Consider the following 19,758-nt stretch of genomic DNA (forward strand, 5'->3'; position numbering starts at 1 on the left):
GCCGTTGCCGTTGCATCGAGCGGGTGCAGGGCTGCAAGCCCTGCACGTGCACCTGCTACGCTACCGCCAGCGACTACCACGGAGGCGGGATGGGGGCGATCGTGTTGTTGCCGCTGGGCGTGGACGATGCCGCGCTCGACCGCTGCCTGGCCGCGCTCGACGCCGGCACCGCCGCGGGCACTGCGGTATGGCTGGCCGATGATGCCCAAGCCGGGCCGCGGGCGCAGGCCGTGGTCGAGCACTGGCTCGCGCATACGCCGCTGCAGGCCGAATACACCCGCCGCGCGCGACCGCTCGGCGAAGTCGCCCACCTTGATGAAATGCTGCGCGCCTGCGAGGGACTGGACGTTGCCGTCCTCGCCCCGGACAGCGTGCCCGCGCCCGGCTGGCTGCAGCAGCTGCAGGCGGCGTTTGCCCGCGATGCCGCCATCGCCACTGCCACGCCCTGGTGCAATGCCGGCGAAACTGCCGCATGGCCGCGGCTGGGCGAAATCAATCCCGAGCCGGTCGATCCCGTGTTGCTGGCCCACACCTGTGCAAGCCTGCCGAACCTGCACCCGGAACTGCCCTCGGCGGTCACCCACGCGGTGCTGGTGCGCGGCAACGCGCGGCGCCGTGCCGGTGGCCTCGATACCGACAGCTACCTCGGCTGGAACGCGGCGCTGGTCGACCTCAGCCTGCGCATGGCCGGGCTGGGCTGGCGCAACGTGCTGTGCGAAAACGCCTTCGTCAGCCGCGCCGGCGAGGCCGTCAGCCGCGAGGGTGACCTGGAGGCCCTGGCCGCGCGCTGGCCGGGCTGGATGCCGCGGCTGGCCGATTTCCTCATGCACGACCCGCTGCATGCGCTGCGCGATGACCTGCAGCAACGGTTGCAGCAGGCGATAATGCCGCGAGAGCAGGGCGACCTGTTCGCCACGCCACCGCCGCCGGAGTCGCCTGCTTGAACCCTGCCATCGCCGCCATCGTCGTCACCTACCAGAGCGGCAGCACCATCGATGCCTGCCTGTCGCGGCTGCGCCAGGCGCAGGACGTGGCCGAGATCCGCGTGGTGGACAACGGTTCGCAGGATGACACGCTGGAAATCGTGCAGCGCCACGCCAGTCACGATCCGCGCGTGCGCTTCATCGGCAACCCGGACAATCCCGGCTTTGCCGCCGCCAACAACCAGGGCGTGGCCGATTCAGGCAGTCCCTGGCTGGCCTTCATCAATCCCGACCTGCTGGTGGAGGAGGACACCTTGGCGGCGCTGCGCCTGCGCGCGCTGGAACTGGGTGACTGCCTGCTGGGCGTGGAGCAGGTGGACGAACACGGCTTCGCCGACGATGCCGTGCGCCGTCGCGATCCGGATTTCCTGGCCATGCTGCGTTCGCCCGGACGCGGCGGGCGCCTGGCCATCCCGCGCGACCCGGCGCAGGCGATGCAGCAGGTGCCGGCGCTGTCCGGTGCGTTGCTGCTGATGCCGCGCGCGCTGTTCGACCGGCTCGGTGGCTGGGATGCCGGCTACCGCCTGCACGCCGAAGACCTGGACCTGTGCCGCCGCGTGCGCGAGGCGGGCGGCGTGGTGGCCATCGCCAACGATCTGCGGGTGACGCACGTGCGCGGGGTGTCCAGCCGCTCGCGGCCGTTCTTCGTCGAGTGGCACAAGCACCGCGGCCTGTGGCGCTACTTCAGCAAGTTCGAGGCGAAGCAGCGTTCGGCGCCGGTGCGGGTGCTGGTGTGGGGCGCGATCTGGGCCCATGCACTGATGCTGGTGCCGCGGCTGCTGCGCAAGGCGCTCTGACGGCGGGTGGGGCGGGGCAGGCATCCATGCTCGGCGTGGATCTACGCGCAGCCGGGCCCGGGGAAGGTGTTTCACGCGAACAGGGGCATAATTGCCCCATGGCCATCATCCAGTCCCTGCTCGACACCGACCTGTACAAGTTCACCATGATGCAGGCGGTGCTGCACCAGCACCCCGGCGCCCTGGTCCAGTACCGGTTCAAGTGCCGCACCCCCGGTATCGACCTGGCGAGCTACATCGACCAGATCAACGAAGAGATCGACCACCTGTGCAGCCTGCGCTTCAGCGACGAAGAGCTGGACTACATGCGTGGCCTGCGCTTCGTGAAGCCCGACTTCGCCGATTTCCTCGGCCTGTTCCACCTGGATCGCAAGTACATCCAGCTGAAGCCGTCGACGACGGTGCCGGGCGAGATCGACCTGGACATCACCGGTCCCTGGCTGCACACCATCCTGTTCGAAGTGCCGCTGCTGGCGATCATCAACGAAGTCTGGTTCCGCAACACCACCACCGCTGATTTCGCCGAGGGCGAACGCCGCCTGCAGGCCAAGGCCGCGCTGCTGCGCGACACCCCCGGGTTCGAACAGTGCCGCATCGCCGATTACGGCAGCCGCCGCCGCTACTCGCGCGACTGGCATGCACGCCTGCTGCCGCTGCTGCGCGATGCCCTTGGCCCGCAGCTGGTCGGCACCAGCAACGTGCACTTCGCCCGTCTGTATGGCATGACCCCGCACGGCACCATGGCCCACGAATACCTGCAGGCGTTCCAGGCCCTTGGCCCGCGCCTGCGTGATTCACAGGTGGCGGCGCTGGATTCGTGGGCACGCGAATACCGCGGCGACCTCGGCATCGCCCTGTCCGACGTGGTCGGCCTGGATGCGTTCCTGCGCGATTTCGACATGTACTTCTGCAAGCTGTTCGACGGAGTGCGCCACGATTCTGGCGACCCGTTCGACTGGGGCGATCGCATGCTCGCCCACTTCCAGCAGCGCCGCGTCGATCCGCGCAGCAAGGTGCTGGTCTTCAGCGACGGCCTGGACATCACCAAGGTCATGCGCCTGTACGACTACTTCCGTGGGCGCTGCCAGGTGGCCTTCGGCGTCGGTACTCACCTGACCAACGATCTTGGCCCGACCCCGCTCAACATCGTCATCAAGATGGTCCGCTGCAATGGCCAGCCGGTGGCCAAGCTGAGCGATTCGCCGGGCAAGAGCATGTGCGATGACCCGGGCTACCTCAGCTACCTGCGCCAGGTCTTCGAACTGCCGCCGGAAACGCCCCAGGGCTGAGCCCGGGGCGGAATCGCCGGGCGGTCACGCTCAGGGGTAGTCGACGCGCACCAGGTAAGCCCCCTGCAGCGGCTGCTGCTTCGGGGCTTCCAGGCGGTAGCTTTCCGAGAACACCAGATCACCCGCGCGCAGGGTGCGTGCGGCCACGGCCAGCTGCTGGCCCTGGCGCTTGCCATCGCGCAGCATTGCGCCCTGGTCTTCATCCATCGCCACCAGTGCGACCGTCGCGCCCTTGGCCGACAGCGGGCAGCCTTCCAGGCGCAGCTGCTTTGCGTCCACGCGCGCCGAGCAGCCCGGATCGACGATGCGACCGCTGAAGCGGACCGTGCCGCCATCGGCATGTGCCAGCGAACTGACACCCATCAGGGCCACGCAGAGCAGGATCGAGGTCTTCATGACGTTCTCTGGTTCGGTATGAGTCTGTTAACGACAGCCCCAGACAGTCTTTAAGGGTCAGAATTCCGATCTGGAAGGCGCGTCACTGAGCAATAGTGATGCGCGTCAAATATTGCGTTTTTGCCTTGAAAACAGCCTCCTCTTCGCTGCGTGACACGCGTGTAAACCACGTTCCGCAGGAGTGTGACGTGCGTTCGAAAGTCGTCGAACGCATGGCGGGGTATCACGCCAAATATTTGGCGTCAATGTGCGATGCGACACATCTAATGCGTGAACTGCATCACATTTATGATCTATACTGTCGTCTCGGGCCCCAAGGATGGCTTCATCGCGGGTCCGGCCACAGGTGAGACGCAAGGATGGGTCTGATGCCCGGCAGTGCTCCTTGCTTCCTCCTCTACGTCCACATTTCTCAGTAGGGTTAGAAAGCAAATGCGCAAGATCAATCTGTTCGCCGTCCTCCTGCTCGCCGCCGCACCGCTGGCCGCCAACGCTGCCGATGGCACCATCAACTTCACCGGCAAGGTCACCGCCAAGACCTGCGAGATCAATGCCGGCTCCAGCAAGGACTTCACCGTTCCCCTGCCGCCGGTCGGTACCACCGCCCTGAAGACCGCCGGTGACGTCGCTGGCCGTACCGCCTTCTCGATCAACCTGAGCAACTGCTCTGCCGGCAAGGTCGCCACCTACTTCGAGCCGGGCGTCACCGTCGACTCGAGCACCGGCAACCTGGTCAACACCGCCAGCGGCGGCGCCACCAACGTGCAGCTGCAGCTGCTGACCGCCAACGGCACCGCGGTGAAGGTGAGTGGCACGGGCACGCTGCAGGCCGGTACCTGGACCGATGTCGCCGACAAGGGCGCGGCCAAGCTGGACTACGCCGCCCAGTACTTCGCGACCGGCCAGTCGACTGCCGGCGACGTCGCCAGCAACGTCAAGTACACGATCATCTACAACTGATCGTAGCTGCACCCTCCCTGCCCGATGCAGCCATCGGGCAGGGCTTCGTTCCATTTCCCGGGTCGTCCTTCCGATGAAAGCCATCCTTTCCCGGGCGCTGCTGCTGGCGGCGCTCTCGCTGCCCCTGTGTCAGAGCGCTCTGGCCGGCGTCGTCATCAACGGTACCCGGGTGATCTATCCGGCGCAGTCGCGCGAAGTGACCGTGCAGGTGGACAACACCGGCGACACGCCGTCGCTGGTCCAGGCCTGGATCGATTCGGGTGATGCGGAGCAGACGCCGGAAACGAGCGACGCCCCGTTCGTGCTGACCCCGCCGATCAGCCGCGTGGAAGCTGGCCGCAGCCAGGCGCTGCGCATCATCTTCACCGGCAAGGCGCTGCCCAGCGATCGTGAATCGGTGTTCTGGTTCAACGTGCTGGATGTGCCGCCCTCGCCGCAGGCCACCCCGGGCGAAGAGCAGAACCTGCTGCAGGTTGCATTCCGCTCGCGCCTGAAGCTGTTCTATCGCCCGCAGGGGCTGGCCGGCACCGCAAACGATGCGCCCGCGCTGCTGCGCTGGAGCCGCATCGGCAACCGCCTGCGCGTGGAAAATCCGAGCCCGTTCCACGTCACCCTGGCCGAAGTGCGTGCGCTGGCAGGCACCCAGGATGCCGCGGTCGAGGAACAGGGAAAAATGCTGGCACCTGGCCAGCAGCTGGAGTTCACCGTGCCGGCCACCACCGCGCAGGTGCGCTTCACCACCATCAATGATTTCGGCGGGCGCGTGGAGCGCACCGTCACCGTCGGAAGCGGGAGCTGATCGAACGGCTGCATGCAGGCAGCGCGCCCTCCGTCATGGCTGCATCGCGGCCGTCGTCAAGGAATGTCAGTGTGATTGGAAACAGATTGACATTGTCGATTCAGCAGGCTGTGTACCTGCTGGCTGCGGGTATCGCCTGCCCAGGATGGGCCGTGGCGGCGCCGGCCAACCTCGGCGAGCAGGCGCTGATGGCGCAGAGCGCTGCGGCAACCGCGCGCGTGCCGGAACAGGCCCAGTTCAATTCAAGTTTCCTTTCCGGGCAGGCCGGCAAGGTGGATCTGTCCTCCTTCGCCAACGGCAACCCGATGGTGGCCGGTACCTACCGCGTCGACATCTACGTCAATGGCGCCTGGCAGGGCCGCCGCGACCTGCAGTTCAAGGCTGACGCACAGGGCAAGGTGGACGCCTGCCTCGGCATGCCGTTGCTGGAGGAGTTCGGCGTGGACAGCGAAGCCGTGTTGGCCCAGCAGGATCCTGCACTGGCTATCGATGCCGCTGCCTGCGTCCCGGTGCAGCAGCGCATGGCCGATGCCTTCGGCGCCTACGACGGCGGCAACCTGCGCTACGACCTGAGCATTCCGCAGGTGTTCCTGCGCCGCCAGGCGCGTGGCTACGTCAGCCCGGCGCTGTGGGACCGCGGCATCAACGCCGGCTTCGTCGGCTACAGCTTCAATGCCATCAACAGCGACCTGCGCACCGAAGACGGTGGCCGCAACCAGAGTGCCTATCTCGGCCTCAACGCTGGCCTGAACCTGGGGGGCTGGCAGTTCCGCCATGATTCCAACCTGACCTGGAACAGCGGCGATGGCCGCCACTGGCAGAGCATCGCTGCCTACGCCCAGCGCGGTATCCCGCAGGTGCGCGGCCTGCTGACCGTGGGCGATGCCTACACCAGTGGCGAACTGTTTGATTCGATCGGTTTCCGCGGCATCAGCCTGGTCACCGATGACCGCATGCTGCCTGATTCCCTGCGTGGCTACGCACCGGTGGTGCGCGGCATCGCCGAGACCAACGCGCGCATCGAAGTGCGGCAGAACCAGCAGCTGATCTACTCCTCCACCGTATCGCCGGGCAGCTTCGTCATTGATGACCTGTACCCGACCGGCTACGGCGGCGACCTGGAAGTTCTGGTGATCGAGGCCGATGGCCGCCGCCGCGCGTTCAAGGTGCCGTTCGGCTCGGTGCCGCAGATGCTGCGCCAGGGTGTTTCGCGCTACGCGCTCACCGCCGGCCAGGTGCGCAGCGCGCAGCTGCTGGATGACCCGTGGATGCTGCAGGGCACCTACCAGCGTGGCGTCAGCAACCGCTTCACCGTGTATGGCGGCAGCGCGCTGGGCAAGGGCTACGGCTCGGTGCTGTATGGCGTCGGCCTGGCCACCCCGCTGGGTGCCTTCGCCGTCGATGTCACCCACGCGCGGACCGAGTTCGATCACATGGCAGGCCGTTCCGGTGCCAGTGTGCGCCTGAGCTACGCCAACCTCATCAGTGAGACCAACACCAACTTCGCCCTGGCCGCGTACCGCTATTCCACCGGCGGCTTCTACAGCCAGCAGGATGCGCTGCTGGCGCGCGAGGACGACGCGCGCGGCATCGATCCTGCCCTGCGTGGGCGCCAGCGCAGCCAGTTCCAGCTGACCCTGAACCAGCCGCTGGGCGAGCAGGGGGGCGCGCTGTACCTCACCGGTGCAATGCGCGATTTCTATGATCGCCCTGGCACCAGCAAGCAGTACCAGCTGGGCTACAACAACGCCTGGCGCTCGCTGAACTACGGCATCTCCGCGGTGCGGACCGAGCAGGGCGACGGCGGCACGGCCGACACCCAGTATCTGTTGTCGCTCAGCGTTCCGCTGGGACGCCGCAGCGGCCAGCCGATGTCCTTCAGTGCCGACGTCGGCGTGCGCGACCGCAGCGGCTACGACAACAGCCGCATCGGCATGACCGGTGCGGCCGGCGCAGATGGCAACTTCACCTACGGCGCAGCGTTCTCGGACAGCCGCAACGGCGCATCCACCGCCACTGCCAGCGCTGAGTACCGCAGCCGCTATGCATCGCTCAGTGGCTCCTACGGCCAGTCCAGCGATTTCCGCCAGGCATCGGTGGGCGCCAACGGCAGCATGGTGGTGCACGCCGGCGGCGTTACCTTCAGCCCGCAGCGTGGCGACACCATGGTGCTGGTCGAGGCGAAGGGCGCGCGCGACGCACGCGTCACCAACGCACCTGGCCTGCGCATCGACGGTCGTGGCTACGCGGTGGTGCCTTATGTCTCGCCGTACCGCCTCAATATGGTCACCCTCGACCCGCAGGGCATGTCGCAGGACGTGGAGCTGGACGGCAGCAGCCAGTCGATCGCGCCGTATGCCGGTGCCATCAGCTACCTGCGCTTCGATACGCGCCAGGGCCGTGCGCTGCTCATCCAGGTCCGCAATGCCGATGGCAGCACGCTGCCGTTCGGCTCGCAGGTGAAGGACGAGCAGGATCAGCCGGTGGGCATGGTCGGGCAGGGTGGCCGCGTATACGTGCGCAGCGAACACGACCGCGGCCAGCTGCTGGTCGAGTGGGGCGTTGCCGCCGACCAGCGCTGTACCCTTGAATACACGGTGCCTGCGGGCACCACGGCCGGCCCTGCCGGATTGATTGCCGTGGAGGCAGCATGCCGATGAAGACGTTCCGCCGGGGCACTCTGGCGATGGGCCTGCTGGCCGCGGGCATGGGCCTGGGGTTGTCGGGTCAGGCGCTGGCGTCGTGCAAGCTCAGCAACCCCCGGTTCTTCTCGCCTCAGGATGTCCAGATGGACATGGGGCAGGTGGTCATTCTGCCCAGCACGCCCGTGGGCGGCGTGATCAAGCAGCTGAGCGTGCCGATCACGCAGAAGAACAGCATCGTCAGCTGCGACTGGCGTGGGGGCAGTGCGATGGGGGCCTTCATCAACGCGGCGCAGCGCCAGCCCGTGTCGGGGTTCCAGAATGTCTATCGTACGGGCGTTGACGGGGTGGGCATCCGCCTGTATCGGGATTCCGGCACGATCCAGGCCTACTACCCGCACACCATCTACCTCGGCGGAGGCACAACCGGCTCGCTGACGGGCGGCTTCTTCCGGATCGAGCTGATCAAGACGGCGGCACAGACAGGGTCCGGCACGATCGCTCCCAACGGACCGTTCACCACGTACTACCTGGATGGCGATGGCCCATCGGATCCGGTGCTTACGTCCAGCTTCCGCGGCATGGGCACCACGGTCGTCAGCCCCACCTGCGAAGTGGATGCCGGCAGCCGCAACATCGTGGTGGATTTCGGCAACGTGCCGAACTCATCCTTCACCGGCGTGGGCTCGCGTGCCGTGGATCGTGATTTCAACATCACCCTGCGCTGCCAGGGCAGCAACGTGGCGCAGTACCAGAGCACCATCGGCATCCAGCTTGATGCCACGCCGGCCAGTGGCAACCAGCCCGGCACGCTGGCCATCACCAGCGGCACCAACAGTGCCACCCGCATCGGCATCCAGATCGTGCGCCGCAACGGCGGCAGCGAGCAGAACGTCACCTTCGGCGACAGCCTGACGCTGGGCGACACGGTAACCGGTACCTCGTCGATGAGCATGCCGCTGCGCGCACGCTACATCCAGACCCAAGCCGGAACGGTGGGGGCAGGCGAGGCCAACGGCACCGCGACGTTCACCATTACCTACAACTGACCTGCCGCGGGGGGGGGGGCGGCGCGCCCCGGAGGAGGCCGGGGGCGGGCCCGCGCGGCCCGGGGCGAGACCGGGGCGGGGGGGGGGGGCCGCGCCCCCGCCCCCCCCCCCCCGCCCCCCGCGGGGGGGGGGGGGGACCCCCCCCCGCCCGCGGCCCCGCCCCCCCCCCCCGGGGCGGGGTGGGGCGCCCCCGCCCCCCCCCCCGGCGACCGCTGTTATTTCCCGCGCAGCTTCTGGATGCCGCTCACCGCGGCCAGCACGATCGCACCGGCAACGATGCCGACCACCATGTTCGCTGCAGCACTGATCAGCCAGCCCCACTGCCCTTCGCCACCCAAGCCCTGCACGGCGTGGTGCAGCGCCGGCACGTTGTGCACGAGGATGCCGCCACCCACCAGGAACATGGCGATGGTGCCGGCCACCGACAGGAACTTCATCAGCCACGGCGCGGACACCACCAGGCCACGACCGAACGCAGCCACCACCCCGCCCTTGCGCGACAGGTACAGGCCCACGTCATCCAGCTTCACGATACCGGCCACCAACCCGTAGACGAACACTGTCATCGCCACGGCCACCACGGCCAGCGTCACCAGCTGCTGGGTGAAGGCCACGGTGGCGACCACGCCCAGGGTCAGCACGATGATCTCGGCCGAGAGGATGAAGTCGGTGCGGATGGCACCCTTCACCTTGTCTTTTTCCCACGCCACCATGTCCACCTGCGCGTCGGCCAGCGCCTTGCGCCGCTCGGCCTGGTGCTCGGCGTCCTCATCGGCCGAATGCAGGAAGCGGTGCGCCAGCTTCTCCACGCCTTCAAAGCACAGGAATGCACCGCCGATCATCATCAGCGGCACGATCAGCGGCACGTTCCAGCCGCGGCTGTGCAGCCAGGCTTCCAGCGCGCTGATCGCCAGCGCCGCCGGCACCAGGATCACCTTGTTCACCAGCGAGCCCTTGGCCACCGCCCACACCACTGGCAGTTCGCGGTTGGCGTTGACGCCGGTCACCTGCTGCGCGTTCAGCGCCAGGTCGTCGCCCAGGACGCCGGCGGTTTTCTTCGCGGCGACCTTGGTGAGGATCGAGACGTCGTCGAGCAGGGTGGCGATATCGTCGAGCAGGGCAAACAGGCTGGCACCGGCCATGGTGGATCCAAAGAAGGGATGAGCGGATTCTGACTGATCCGGTGCCTGCTGCGGAAGCGAGTTCACTGTGTGCCTACTCCTCAGCAGGGACACTGGCAGGGCCCCCCTTCTGCCGGGCATGTCCGTCGGGCGTGGCCCGGCGCTACCAGAGCAGCGCACCGCCCCGAGGAGTTCCGCTTGAGCAATCCGTCCACCGCCACGGCCAATCCCCCGCTGGTCAAGGGCATGAACCGGCGCAGCCAGATCCTGCGCCTGCTGATGCGCTATCGCCACTCGGGCGTTTTTTCCGGGATGAATCTGGAAGCCTCCGGCCCCCACGCCGATATCCCGGCCGACGGGAACCCTGACCAGTTTGTCAGCGATCTGGAGGCACTGGGGCCGACGTTCGTCAAGCTGGGGCAGATGCTTTCCACGCGCCCGGACATGATCCCGGCCGAGTTCGCCACGGCCCTGGAACGCATGCAGGAGAATGTGGCGCCCATCCCGGTCGAGCGCATCCACGCCGTCATCGAGCAGGAACTGGGCGCCGGGGTGAACAAGCTGTTTGCTTCGTTCGACCCTGAGCCGCTGGGCTGTGCCTCGATCGCTCAGGTTCACCGCGCGGTCCTGCATGACGGCCGACTGGTGGCGGTCAAGGTGCAGAAGCCGGAGGTCGCCGCGCAGCTGCGTTCGGACCTTGACGCGCTGCGCAGCTTCGCCCTGGCGGCCGACCATCTCACCCAGGTTGGCCGCCGCGTGCGCCTGCGCGACTGGCTCAACGAGTTTGGCAAGACGCTGATGCAGGAGCTGGACTACCGAACCGAGGCAGAGAATCTGGCCCGCTTCGGCCGCCACCTGTCGCCCTTCAAGCGCCTGTGGGTGCCCCAGCCGCTGTGGGACTACTGCAGCCAGCGTGTATTGACGATGGAACTGGTCAACGGCGTGCGCGTCGATGCAATCCCCGCCGTGCGGCGTACCGAGCAGCCGATGGACCCCCTGGCTGCCGCGCTGATCCGGGGCTATCTGGACCAGATCTTCGTGCATGGCGAGATCCATGCCGATCCGCATCCCGGCAACCTGCGCGTGACCGGCGATGGCCGCCTGGCGATCTTCGACCTGGGCATGGTCGCGCACATGCCGCCGCGTCTGCGCGAGCGCATGCTGAAGATCCTGTTCGCTGCAGTGGATGGACGGGGCGAGGAGGTGGCCGACGACCTGATCAGCATCAGCACGCGCCTGGAGTCCTTTGACGAGGAGCGCTACCTGCGTGAGACCGGGCAACTGATCGCCCGCTATGCGGCCAGCAGCAGCTTCACCGAGGGCAAGGTGGTGCTGGACATGGTGCGCATCGCCACCGCCTGCGGCCTGCGCACACCGCCGGAACTGAGCCTGCTGGGCAAGGCACTGCTGAACCTGGAGAGCGTGTGCCTACTCCTGGCACCGGAACTGGACACCCGCCGCATCGTCGAACGACAGCTGCAGCACGTGATGCGCGCACGCCTGAAGAAGTCACTCTCAATGCCCAACCTGGCCAGCGAGGCGATGGAGCTGCAGCAGCTGCTGCGCGACGGGCCGCGCAAGCTGACCGACATCATGGCGTTGCTGGCCGAGAACCGCCTGCAGATGAAGGTGACCGGCCTGGAAGAATCCCGGTTGATGGAGAACCTGCAGAAGATCGCCAACCGCGTGGCAGCCGGCATCATCAGTGCAGCGTTGATCATGGCCGCCTCGTTGATGATGAAGATGGAGACCGGCTGGCACATCTTCGGCTATCCGGCCATCGCGCTGTTCCTGATGCTGATCGGTGTGGTGCTCGGATTGGGGATCGTGACCAGCGCCTTGCTGTTTGATCGGCGTGCACGTGCGCGTGAGGAACGCGGGCATCGTTGAAAAAGCGGGAAATCGCGCTGTTTTTTAATGAAATCGCGTAGCAGCTTTCACGCTGGCTTTACTTGAAACGCGCGATTTCACCTCATGTAACAGACAAACATTTCAGTCAGGTTCGTGCATGCACTATCGGGTCATCAGCCTGTCATGCACCTGTGCTTGAGGCAGCGCTGGTCGGATGGACACGCGTCGGTGCGACGTCCATCACCACCTCCTGTCACTGCCGAAGCCGCTTATGCTCTGGATCCTGCTGCTGTCGCTGTTGCTGTTGGCCTGGCTGTTCTTCGCCTCCGCTAAGTGGGTGTGGTGGAAAGCGGGCGCGTTCTCGCTGCTGCTGCTCCTGCTCAGCACGTGGTGGTTGATCGACAAGCTGTCCGGCGATGGGCTGAATGCCGCAACGCTCTACCACCTGGGCGCCGACATGGAAGGCGCCGGCATCGCGGACTTCAAGGGCTACATCGCCGGCTACATCGCGCTCGTCCTGGTGTCGCTGCTGCCGCTGTTCGCCACGCGGGTGAAGCGCTGGCGCCGCCCGGGCCGCGGTGGCGCATGGTTCGCCGGTTTCGCAGTGGTGTGGATCACCACGCTCATGATCAGCCCGCTGGCACGTGATGGCCAGCGCCTGTACCAGCAGCTGCGCCCGGTCGATTTCGCCCGCATCGCCCCCGAATACCAGGTACCGACGCAGTCGCTGCAGCGTCCGCGCAACATCGTCTGGATCTACGGCGAAAGCCTGGAACGGACCTACCTGGATGAGAACGTGTTCCCGGGCCTGATGCCCAACCTCAATCGCCTTGCCAGCCAGTCGCTGGACGTGCGCGGGCTGGCCTCGGCCGAAGGCAGCGGCTGGACCATCGCCGGCCTGGTCTCGTCGATGTGCGGCGTGCCGCTGACCACCTCGCAGGGCGATGAAAACAGCATGGATCGCATGGGCAGCTTCCTGCCCAAGGCCGTGTGCCTGGGCGACTACCTCAAGCAGCAGGGCTACACCAACCATTACCTGGGTGGCGCCAGCGGCCGGTTCGCCGGCAAAGGCCAGTTCCTGGCCAGCCACGGTTTCGATGAAGTGCACGACCTGGAATGGTTCAGGCAGCAGAAGAAGATCGGCCGCGTGCATTACTCTCCGTGGGGCGTGCATGACGACGTGCTGCTGGACACCGCCTACCAGCGTTTCGAACAGCTCTCGCGCAAGGGCGAGCCGTTCATGCTGACCACGCTGACCATGGACACCCACCACCCGGCCGGCCATCTGCCGGTGGCGTGCAAGGGCCAGCGTTATGAAAGCAGGTACGGCAACATCAACATGCTCAACGCACTGAAGTGCAGCGACCGGCTGATCTCGCAGCTGGTGCAGCGCATCCAGGCCAGCCCCTATGGCAAGGACACGCTGATCGTGATCGCCTCGGACCATCTGGCGATGCCCAACGACCTCACCGACATCCTGACGAAGCAGAAGCGCGAGAACCTGCTGCTGTTCCTCGGCGATGGCATTGCCCCGCAGCAGCTGAAGGCCGACACCGGCACTACGCTGGATTCCGGTGCGACCCTGCTCAGCCTGCTGGACCCGCAGCTGAAGACGATGGGCTTCGGTCGATCGCTGATCGACACCCAGCGCGCGCCCAGCGCCAGCGTGGCCACCCAGCGCGATGGCGGTCGCGACTATCCGCAGTACCTGGCCTTCGCCCGCTCGCTGTGGCTGGGCGAGCCGACCCGCGAACTGAAGATCGACGGCGATGACCAGGTGGTGGTCGGCCTGCAGCACGTGCAGCCGCCGGTGCTGCTTGAGTACGACAAGGACTGGGCGCTGAAGTCGGTGTATCTGGAAAACACCTCGCGCCAGTTCGATGATGCCGACCCGGACAACACGCTGGCCTATGTGGATCGCTGCACGGCCTTCGAGGATGGCTCGGCCGACGGCGACTGGTGCGCACTGCTGGTGAACCGCGACAACGGCATCAAGCTGTTCCGCGATGACGACCTGCGTGGCGGCATCGCGGTGGATGCACCGCTGGAGTCGTTCCAGGGCCCACGCCCGAGCGTGCGCCAGGCGCACATGATCACCCAGAAGGGCCGCCGCACCCGTGCGGGCCAGTACATGCTGGAACTGGTGGCAAGCCAGCGCCCGGACCGCGGCTTCTGGATCGAGGCGGTGTCGTCGCAGCGCAAGGTGGTGCTGGCCCAGCAGTGGGTGCAGCCGGATGCGGACGGCAAGATCAACGTCTCGTTCGGGTTGGACCACGAGGTGGATGATCTGGAGATCCGGGCGTGGTTGAACCATGCCGAGAAGCTGGCGGTGGATACGTTTGCGCTGGTGCCGTCGCGCGCACGACCGCGGGGGTAAGGGTTTTTCTTCAGCAGGGCTTGCAGCCCTGCGCCTGCAGAAGCCGAAGCAGGATCAAGAGCGGGATTCCGTGGGTGGCGGGGCACTGTGGGTGTGCGGGGACGCCGTAAATACGTCCATCTAGGCTTGGTCGCCGCTAGCTCGTGTGCGCTGTCCTGCGCACACGGCAAGGCCGGGGTCGGGCGTCCTGCCCAAGCCGCCCGAGGCATGCCTCGGGCCCGTGCGGCTCACACCCCGCAAACCCACAGTGCCCCGCCTTCGACAGGTTCACGCGGCTGTTGGCAACTGCTGGTGGTGGGTGCCGACCGTTGGTCGGCACATCAGTCAGATATCGAATGAATTCATCCACGCATGGCGTGATCTACTGGTAACGGAGGCTGTTGGTAGGTGTCGACCTTGGTCGACACGTTTTTTCCATCAGGCATCGATATCCGACCCCGTGCCCACCAACGGTCGGCATCCACCACCATCAGCAGCAGGTTCCAACAGCTCGCAGGAAACTGTCGAAGGCGGGGTGGGTCCGGTTGAGGGGGTGTGAGCGCCATGGATGGCGCGACCAAGCCCCATGGATGGATTTACGGCGTCCCCCTCAACCGGACCCACCCCGCCATCCCACGGATACCCGCTTCTGCCGTTGACGTTGACGTTGATTCGGCAGGTGCAGGGCTGCAAGCCCTGCAAAAAGCCCCCCCTTTACTCAGGAGGGGTGTCGCGTACCAGATGGATGTCGGTCGGGGTCGACAGCGGGATGTCCCGCTCGGCCAGTATCTGCAGCAGGCTGAAATACAGATCACTGCGCGTGCCATACACCTGCCGCGGGCTCGCCACGTAGGCGAAGCTGTTGAACGTGATCTGGCCGCCACCAATGCTGTCGATGAACACCGACGGCGCCGGCTGCTGCAGCACCGCCTGGTGCGCGCCATAGGCATCCAGCAACGCCTGTTTCAGGCCCGCCACATCGGTGCTGGTCGGCACCGCGAACTGGATCTGGATGCGGCCCTGGTTGTTGCCCATCGTCATGTTGCGGATGGTCTTGGTGATCAGCTCCGAGTTCGGCACGATCAGCGTCGACTTGTCGCCCACCTGGATCTCGGTCGAACGCACGTTGATGCGGCGGATGTCGCCTTCCTGGTCGCCCAGCTTCACCCAGTCGCCGATCTTCACCGGCCGCTCGGCCAGCAGGATCAGGCCCGAGACGAAGTTCTGGATGATCGCCTGCAGGCCGAAACCAATACCCACCGACAACGCGCTGGCCAGCAGCGCCAGGTTCTTCATGTCCAGGCCCATCGCGGTCAGCGCCCACAGGCCCACCAAGATGATGCCGACGTAACCGGAAATGGTGCTGATCGAATTGCGCGCGCCCAGGTCCAGCTCGGTCTTGGGCAGGTAGGTGTCGGTCAGCCAGCGCTGCATCAGCTGGGTCAGGCCCACGCCGATCAGCAGCACCAGCACGCCGGTGGCGATGCGGCCGGGCTGCAGCGTCAGGTCCTTGTTGATCGTGATGCCGTTGGCCAGCGCAGCGATGCGCTCGACGATGGTGCCGACGTTGCCGAACGGCGCGGCCAGGGCCAGCAGCGCGATCAGCACCACCAGGGTGCGCAGCATCGCCGACAGCAGCACGCCGGCCTGCTCCAGCCGCGACACGCTCAGGCCGGTGCTCAGCAGGATGGTCTGGCCGACCTTGCTGTCGGCGTTGAGCAGCCAGGTGCACAGGTCATCGACGAACTTGAACAGCAGCAGCGCGGCCAGCACCACGATGCTGCCGCCGATCAGCTGCTGGTTCACGAACTTGGCGAAGTTCACGTAGCCCAGCAGGGTGGCGATGATCGCCGCGGTGACCGCGAGGTTGCCGGCCACGCGGGCCAGCACCAGCCAGCTGCTGCGACGTACCGGCACCGCTGCGCCCACGCCATCGGCCTGCGCCTCCAGCTTGGCCTCGGCTTCGGCAGTCTGGCGGCGGTGCAGGCGGGACAAGGTGACCAGCATCGCCATGATCAGGCCGAGGTAGGTCAGCGCGATCACCCCGTCCAGCGCCACCGTGGTCACATCGCTGGTGCGCGTGGCCCGGTCGATGGCCACCAGCACGGTGCTGAGCCAGGCCAGCGCGGCTGCGCCCCAGGCGTACTTGCGCAGCTTCAGCGCGGCGGTGTCATCCAGATTCAACAGGCGCCACGAGGGCCGCGTGGGCACCAGCAGGCAGGCGCTGAGCGCGGCGATGAAGGCGGCGGCGAACGTGGCCTGCTGCACGCCTTCCGCCACGGTCTGCAGACGCGGCGCGATAGCGCCGATGGCATTGAGCGAGGCGATGAACACCACCACCGCGTAGCCCGGCAGCAACGTGCCGACCAGCAGCAGCCACATGGCCAGGCCGGAGCGGCGCAGGCGGCCATCGGGCGCGCGGTCGGAGGCGGCGAAGCGCCGGCCCAGCGCCCGCAGCCACAGGCGCAGCGGGAACATCATCACCAGCGCGGCCAGCAGGCCCAGCAGCGGCGTACCCCAGCCTTCCTTGTTGAGGGCGGACACCAGGGCATCACGGCCCTGCGCGGCCAGGGGCCTGACCCGGGCGACATCCACCGGCAGCTGCTTGGCCACCTTGCGCCACAGCTTGGGCGACAGCGGCGAATCGACCTTCTGTCCCAGTTCCTCGGTACGCTGCGCGGTGCGCTGCTTCTCGATATCGTTGGCAAGCTGGCCGGCGCGCACGGCACTGGCCTTGGCCTGCGCGACCGAAGACGCCAGCGCATCACGCTGGCGGGTGAGGTTGCGGCGCTGCGCCGCCAGCTCCGGCAGCTCGGTGGTGCCCTCCGGCGCCGTGCCCAGCTGGGCCAGCTGCTCGTCCAGCTGGTCCAGCTGTGGCTGCAGGCTCTTGCCCAGCGCCTCGGCATCGCGGCGCACCTGCGATGCGGTCTCGGACAGCATCGCCAGCGTTTCGGTGGCTTCGGCGGAATCGCGCTTGCGCTCCACGTCCTTCAGGCTGGCATCGAACTGGGCCAACTGCTGCTTCGGCGTCGGGTCGTCATCCTGGGCCAGCACCGGCGCGGCCAGCAGCAGCGCACCACACAACAGCAGCGCCAGCGACGGGCCACGCATCAGGATCGTTCGGAAGAAGGAAAGCAAGCCAGCCACACCGGTTCGCGCGGACCACCGCGCCTGCGCGCGACTATACGGCACGGCTGGTAAAGGCCGGATGGACGGCCACGCCAACACCGAACGGGGTAGAGTCGACCGTTGGTCGACCATCGCGCGCAGCGCGGGGCTTTCAGGATGTCCCGCCTGAAGCAGTCGACCAACGGTCGACTCTACCCCCAGCCCTCAGTACTTCAACCGCAGCTCTTCCACCTGCGGCTGCTGCAGCGCGTACCAATCCTGGAACTCCTCTTCGCTGATCTCATCCGGCGCGTACACGGCTATGGGGTGCCAGTCGTGGTCGGTCGGCAGCGGCTGGCGCGGGCCCGCACGCAGGCTGTAGCTGACGCCCTCGTAATCCACCACGTCATCCACCTGCGGCCACTGCTCGCGGGCAAACGCGGTTTCACTCTTCAACAGGATCACCTGGTACATCGGCACCTCCACTTCACTTGTATGGGGAAAAAACCCGGCGCTGACGCAAGGATAGCGCTGCACCGGTGACAGCTGCGCCGCCGCACGGGCGACGCATTGTTCTGGACGTGCCGCTCGCCCCGGCTTCACTCGCCCGTGGCGAACCCAACGGCATGGTGGGACACCCTTTCCACGACGCTGGACACGATGACCGACCACCCGCCGCTGAAGACCGTCGCCGACCTCAAGCTGCCCCGCTATCTGGGCACCTGGTACGAGATCGCCCGCTTGCCCATGCGCCACGAGCCGGAGGGCTGCACCGACGTGTCGGCTCACTACGAACTGCTGGAAAACGGCAACCTGGGCGTCACCAACCGCTGCCGCATGGACGGCGAGGTCGAGGAAGCCACCGGCGAGGCATGCGCCGTGGACAACGATGTAGCCCGGCTGGAGGTCAGCTTCCTGCCCAAGGGCCTGCGCTGGCTGCCCTTCGCCAAGGGCGACTACTGGGTGATCCAGGTTGCCCCCGATTACAGCGTGGCGCTGGTCGGCAGCCCGGACCGCAAGTACCTCTGGCTGCTGGCTCGCGAGGCGAAGCTGGACACCACCGTGCAGGAACATTATCTGGCGTCGGCCCGACTGCAGGGCTTCGATCTGTCCGAACTCATCCACACCCCGCATACCGGCAATCCGACGGCCTGAGCCCATCCCATGGACCTGAAGAGCGGTTACCCGTGGTGGGCCGTGAGCAATGGGCTGATCCAGGCCTTCCCGCCGCTGCAGCAGGACCTGCGTTGCGATGTCCTCGTCGTGGGCGGCGGTGTCACCGGCGCGCTGATCGCCGATGAGCTGTCCGGCCACGGCCACGAGGTCGCGGTGATCGAGCAGCGCGACATCGGCTGGGGCAGCACCGCCGCCAGCACTGCCCTGCTGCAGTACGAGATCGACACCCACCTGCTGGACCTGGCACGCCAGTACGGCACCGATGCCGCCGAACTGGCCTACCGCGCCTGCGCCGAGGCCATACCGGCCCTGGGCGAAGTGGCGCGCGGCCTGAAGAACGTCGATTTCCAGCGCATGGACAGCCTCTATCTGGCCAGCCGCCACCGCGACGTGCCGGTGCTGATGGCCGAGGGTGCCGCACGCCGCCAGGCCGGACTGGACGCCCGCTGGCTGCAGCCGGACGACCTGCAGCAGCGCTTCGGCGTGGACGCCGGTGGCGCGCTGCTGACCCGCCAGGCCGCGCGGGTCGATCCCTACTGCCTCACCTATGGCCTGCTCAAGCGCGTGCGCCGTCGCGGCGGCCATGTACATGACCGCACGGTGCTGCACAGCCTGGATGCCACCTCGCGCAGCGTGACCGCACGTACCGAGGCGGGGGCCACCATACGTGCGCGCCACGTCGTACTCGCGATGGGCTACGCGAACCAGCGCTGGATCGACCAGCGGGTGGCGCGCAACCGCAGCAGCTACGCCTTCATCACCGACCCCATCGATGCCGACGTGCTGGGCCCGCTGCAGCGCACGATGGTGTGGGAAAGCGCGCGCCCGTACCTATATCTGCGGAGCACCGGCGAGGGCCGGCTGCTGGTGGGCGGGCTGGACGATGCCATCGACATCGCGGCGCGCCGCGACCGCCGGGTGGAAGGCAAGGCCAGGCAGCTGATGAAGCAGCTGCAGCACTGGTTCCCGCAGCTGGACCCGACCCCGGCGTTTTCATGGGCGGGCACCTTCGCCGAGACCGCCGACGGCCTGCCGTTCTTCGGCCCGCACCCGCAGCGGGGGCCGCGCGTGCACCTGGCCATGGCCTACGGCGGCAACGGCATCACCTACTCGATGATCGGTGCCGGGCTGCTGCGGGCGCGGATCGAGCGGCGCCGGCACCCGCTGCAGGATCTTTTCGGGTTCGACCGGGTCTAAGGGGATCCGGGCCTGGCCCGGATCTACCACAAGC

15 protein-coding genes are annotated in these 19,758 nt (G+C 67.0%); 11 read left to right on the top strand and 4 right to left on the bottom strand.

What is annotated here, in order from left to right:
- The first annotated feature begins 89 nt into the window (after nucleotides 1-89).
- The 3 genes from AC1VXD_RS00305 (at nucleotide 90) to pncB (ending at nucleotide 3,069) form a co-directional block, all read left to right on the top strand.
- Complete coding sequence (locus tag AC1VXD_RS00305; protein ID WP_482990328.1) at nucleotides 90-944, top strand: glycosyltransferase family 2 protein; 855 nt, start codon at nucleotides 90-92, stop codon at nucleotides 942-944.
- Nucleotides 941-1,780 carry a glycosyltransferase family 2 protein gene (locus AC1VXD_RS00310; RefSeq protein WP_108767691.1) on the top strand — a complete coding sequence of 280 codons (840 nt, stop codon included), beginning with the start codon at nucleotides 941-943 and terminating at the stop codon, nucleotides 1,778-1,780. The genes AC1VXD_RS00305 and AC1VXD_RS00310 overlap by 4 nt, the downstream gene beginning before the upstream one ends.
- Before the next feature lie 98 nt (nucleotides 1,781-1,878).
- Nucleotides 1,879-3,069 carry a nicotinate phosphoribosyltransferase gene (gene pncB / locus AC1VXD_RS00315; protein WP_482990329.1) on the top strand — a complete coding sequence of 397 codons (1,191 nt, stop codon included), beginning with the start codon at nucleotides 1,879-1,881 and terminating at the stop codon, nucleotides 3,067-3,069.
- Nucleotides 3,070-3,099: 30 nt separating this feature from the next.
- On the opposite strand, the gene AC1VXD_RS00320 is transcribed toward pncB, so the two are convergent.
- Complete coding sequence (locus tag AC1VXD_RS00320; protein WP_482990330.1) at nucleotides 3,100-3,465, bottom strand: hypothetical protein; 366 nt, start codon at nucleotides 3,463-3,465, stop codon at nucleotides 3,100-3,102.
- 432 nt (nucleotides 3,466-3,897) lie between these two features.
- On the opposite strand from AC1VXD_RS00320, the gene AC1VXD_RS00325 reads away from it, so the two are divergent.
- The 4 genes from AC1VXD_RS00325 to AC1VXD_RS00340 all read left to right on the top strand — a co-directional run bounded on the left by AC1VXD_RS00325 (nucleotide 3,898) and on the right by AC1VXD_RS00340 (nucleotide 8,915).
- On the top strand, nucleotides 3,898-4,425 hold the full coding sequence (locus tag AC1VXD_RS00325; protein ID WP_482990331.1) for a fimbrial protein: 528 nt from the start codon (nucleotides 3,898-3,900) through the stop codon (nucleotides 4,423-4,425).
- A gap of 73 nt (nucleotides 4,426-4,498) precedes the next feature.
- Nucleotides 4,499-5,224, top strand: coding sequence for a fimbrial biogenesis chaperone (locus AC1VXD_RS00330; protein WP_482990332.1), 726 nt, complete (start codon nucleotides 4,499-4,501; stop codon nucleotides 5,222-5,224).
- Between the two features lie 86 nt (nucleotides 5,225-5,310).
- On the top strand, nucleotides 5,311-7,884 hold the full coding sequence (locus AC1VXD_RS00335) for a fimbria/pilus outer membrane usher protein (protein ID WP_482990333.1): 2,574 nt from the start codon (nucleotides 5,311-5,313) through the stop codon (nucleotides 7,882-7,884).
- The gene (locus tag AC1VXD_RS00340) at nucleotides 7,875-8,915 is read left to right on the top strand and encodes a fimbrial protein (protein ID WP_482990334.1); all 1,041 of its coding nucleotides are present in this window, start codon (nucleotides 7,875-7,877) and stop codon (nucleotides 8,913-8,915) included. Before AC1VXD_RS00335 ends, AC1VXD_RS00340 begins: the two co-directional genes overlap by 10 nt.
- A 215-nt stretch (nucleotides 8,916-9,130) precedes the next feature.
- Here the strand turns inward: AC1VXD_RS00340 and AC1VXD_RS00345 are convergent, their stop codons facing one another.
- Nucleotides 9,131-10,057 carry a DUF808 domain-containing protein gene (locus tag AC1VXD_RS00345; protein ID WP_482990335.1) on the bottom strand — a complete coding sequence of 309 codons (927 nt, stop codon included), beginning with the start codon at nucleotides 10,055-10,057 and terminating at the stop codon, nucleotides 9,131-9,133.
- Nucleotides 10,058-10,282: 225 nt separating this feature from the next.
- Between AC1VXD_RS00345 and AC1VXD_RS00350 the strand changes: the two genes are divergently transcribed.
- Both AC1VXD_RS00350 and AC1VXD_RS00355 read left to right on the top strand, forming a co-directional pair.
- The gene (locus tag AC1VXD_RS00350; protein ID WP_482990418.1) at nucleotides 10,283-11,926 is read left to right on the top strand and encodes an ABC1 kinase family protein; all 1,644 of its coding nucleotides are present in this window, start codon (nucleotides 10,283-10,285) and stop codon (nucleotides 11,924-11,926) included.
- 232 nt (nucleotides 11,927-12,158) lie between these two features.
- Entirely contained in the window at nucleotides 12,159-14,264 is a 2,106-nt protein-coding gene (locus AC1VXD_RS00355) for a phosphoglycerol transferase I (RefSeq protein ID WP_482990336.1), read from the top strand.
- 693 nt (nucleotides 14,265-14,957) lie between these two features.
- On the opposite strand, the gene AC1VXD_RS00360 is transcribed toward AC1VXD_RS00355, so the two are convergent.
- Both AC1VXD_RS00360 and AC1VXD_RS00365 read right to left on the bottom strand, forming a co-directional pair.
- Nucleotides 14,958-17,354: a DUF3772 domain-containing protein gene (locus tag AC1VXD_RS00360; protein WP_482990419.1), complete on the bottom strand. Its 2,397-nt coding sequence runs from the start codon at nucleotides 17,352-17,354 to the stop codon at nucleotides 14,958-14,960.
- Between the two features lie 222 nt (nucleotides 17,355-17,576).
- Nucleotides 17,577-17,825 (bottom strand): hypothetical protein, encoded by a 249-nt coding sequence (locus AC1VXD_RS00365; protein WP_079223952.1) that lies wholly within the window; start codon nucleotides 17,823-17,825, stop codon nucleotides 17,577-17,579.
- A 186-nt stretch (nucleotides 17,826-18,011) separates the two neighbouring features.
- Between AC1VXD_RS00365 and AC1VXD_RS00370 the strand changes: the two genes are divergently transcribed.
- Together AC1VXD_RS00370 and AC1VXD_RS00375 are read left to right on the top strand one after the other, a co-directional pair.
- A complete protein-coding gene (locus AC1VXD_RS00370) occupies nucleotides 18,012-18,506 on the top strand; it encodes a lipocalin family protein (protein WP_482990337.1) in 495 nt (164 codons plus the stop codon).
- Between the two features lie 9 nt (nucleotides 18,507-18,515).
- The gene (locus tag AC1VXD_RS00375; protein WP_482990338.1) at nucleotides 18,516-19,724 is read left to right on the top strand and encodes an NAD(P)/FAD-dependent oxidoreductase; all 1,209 of its coding nucleotides are present in this window, start codon (nucleotides 18,516-18,518) and stop codon (nucleotides 19,722-19,724) included.
- Nucleotides 19,725-19,758: the final 34 nt, after the last annotated feature.

It is taken from the genome of Stenotrophomonas sp. STEN054, assembly GCF_056854535.1.

Coding starts and splice junctions, on each gene's coding strand:
- AC1VXD_RS00305 (WP_482990328.1), top strand. CDS start 90: ATGGGGGCGATCGTGTTGTTGCCGCTGGGCGTGGACGATGCCGCGCTC.
- pncB (WP_482990329.1), top strand. CDS start 1,879: ATGGCCATCATCCAGTCCCTGCTCGACACCGACCTGTACAAGTTCACC.
- AC1VXD_RS00320 (WP_482990330.1), bottom strand. CDS start 3,465: ATGAAGACCTCGATCCTGCTCTGCGTGGCCCTGATGGGTGTCAGTTCG.
- AC1VXD_RS00325 (WP_482990331.1), top strand. CDS start 3,898: ATGCGCAAGATCAATCTGTTCGCCGTCCTCCTGCTCGCCGCCGCACCG.
- AC1VXD_RS00330 (WP_482990332.1), top strand. CDS start 4,499: ATGAAAGCCATCCTTTCCCGGGCGCTGCTGCTGGCGGCGCTCTCGCTG.
- AC1VXD_RS00340 (WP_482990334.1), top strand. CDS start 7,875: ATGCCGATGAAGACGTTCCGCCGGGGCACTCTGGCGATGGGCCTGCTG.
- AC1VXD_RS00345 (WP_482990335.1), bottom strand. CDS start 10,057: ATGGCCGGTGCCAGCCTGTTTGCCCTGCTCGACGATATCGCCACCCTG.
- AC1VXD_RS00350 (WP_482990418.1), top strand. CDS start 10,283: ATGAACCGGCGCAGCCAGATCCTGCGCCTGCTGATGCGCTATCGCCAC.
- AC1VXD_RS00355 (WP_482990336.1), top strand. CDS start 12,159: ATGCTCTGGATCCTGCTGCTGTCGCTGTTGCTGTTGGCCTGGCTGTTC.
- AC1VXD_RS00360 (WP_482990419.1), bottom strand. CDS start 17,354: ATGCGTGGCCCGTCGCTGGCGCTGCTGTTGTGTGGTGCGCTGCTGCTG.
- AC1VXD_RS00365 (WP_079223952.1), bottom strand. CDS start 17,825: ATGTACCAGGTGATCCTGTTGAAGAGTGAAACCGCGTTTGCCCGCGAG.
- AC1VXD_RS00370 (WP_482990337.1), top strand. CDS start 18,012: ATGACCGACCACCCGCCGCTGAAGACCGTCGCCGACCTCAAGCTGCCC.
- AC1VXD_RS00375 (WP_482990338.1), top strand. CDS start 18,516: ATGGACCTGAAGAGCGGTTACCCGTGGTGGGCCGTGAGCAATGGGCTG.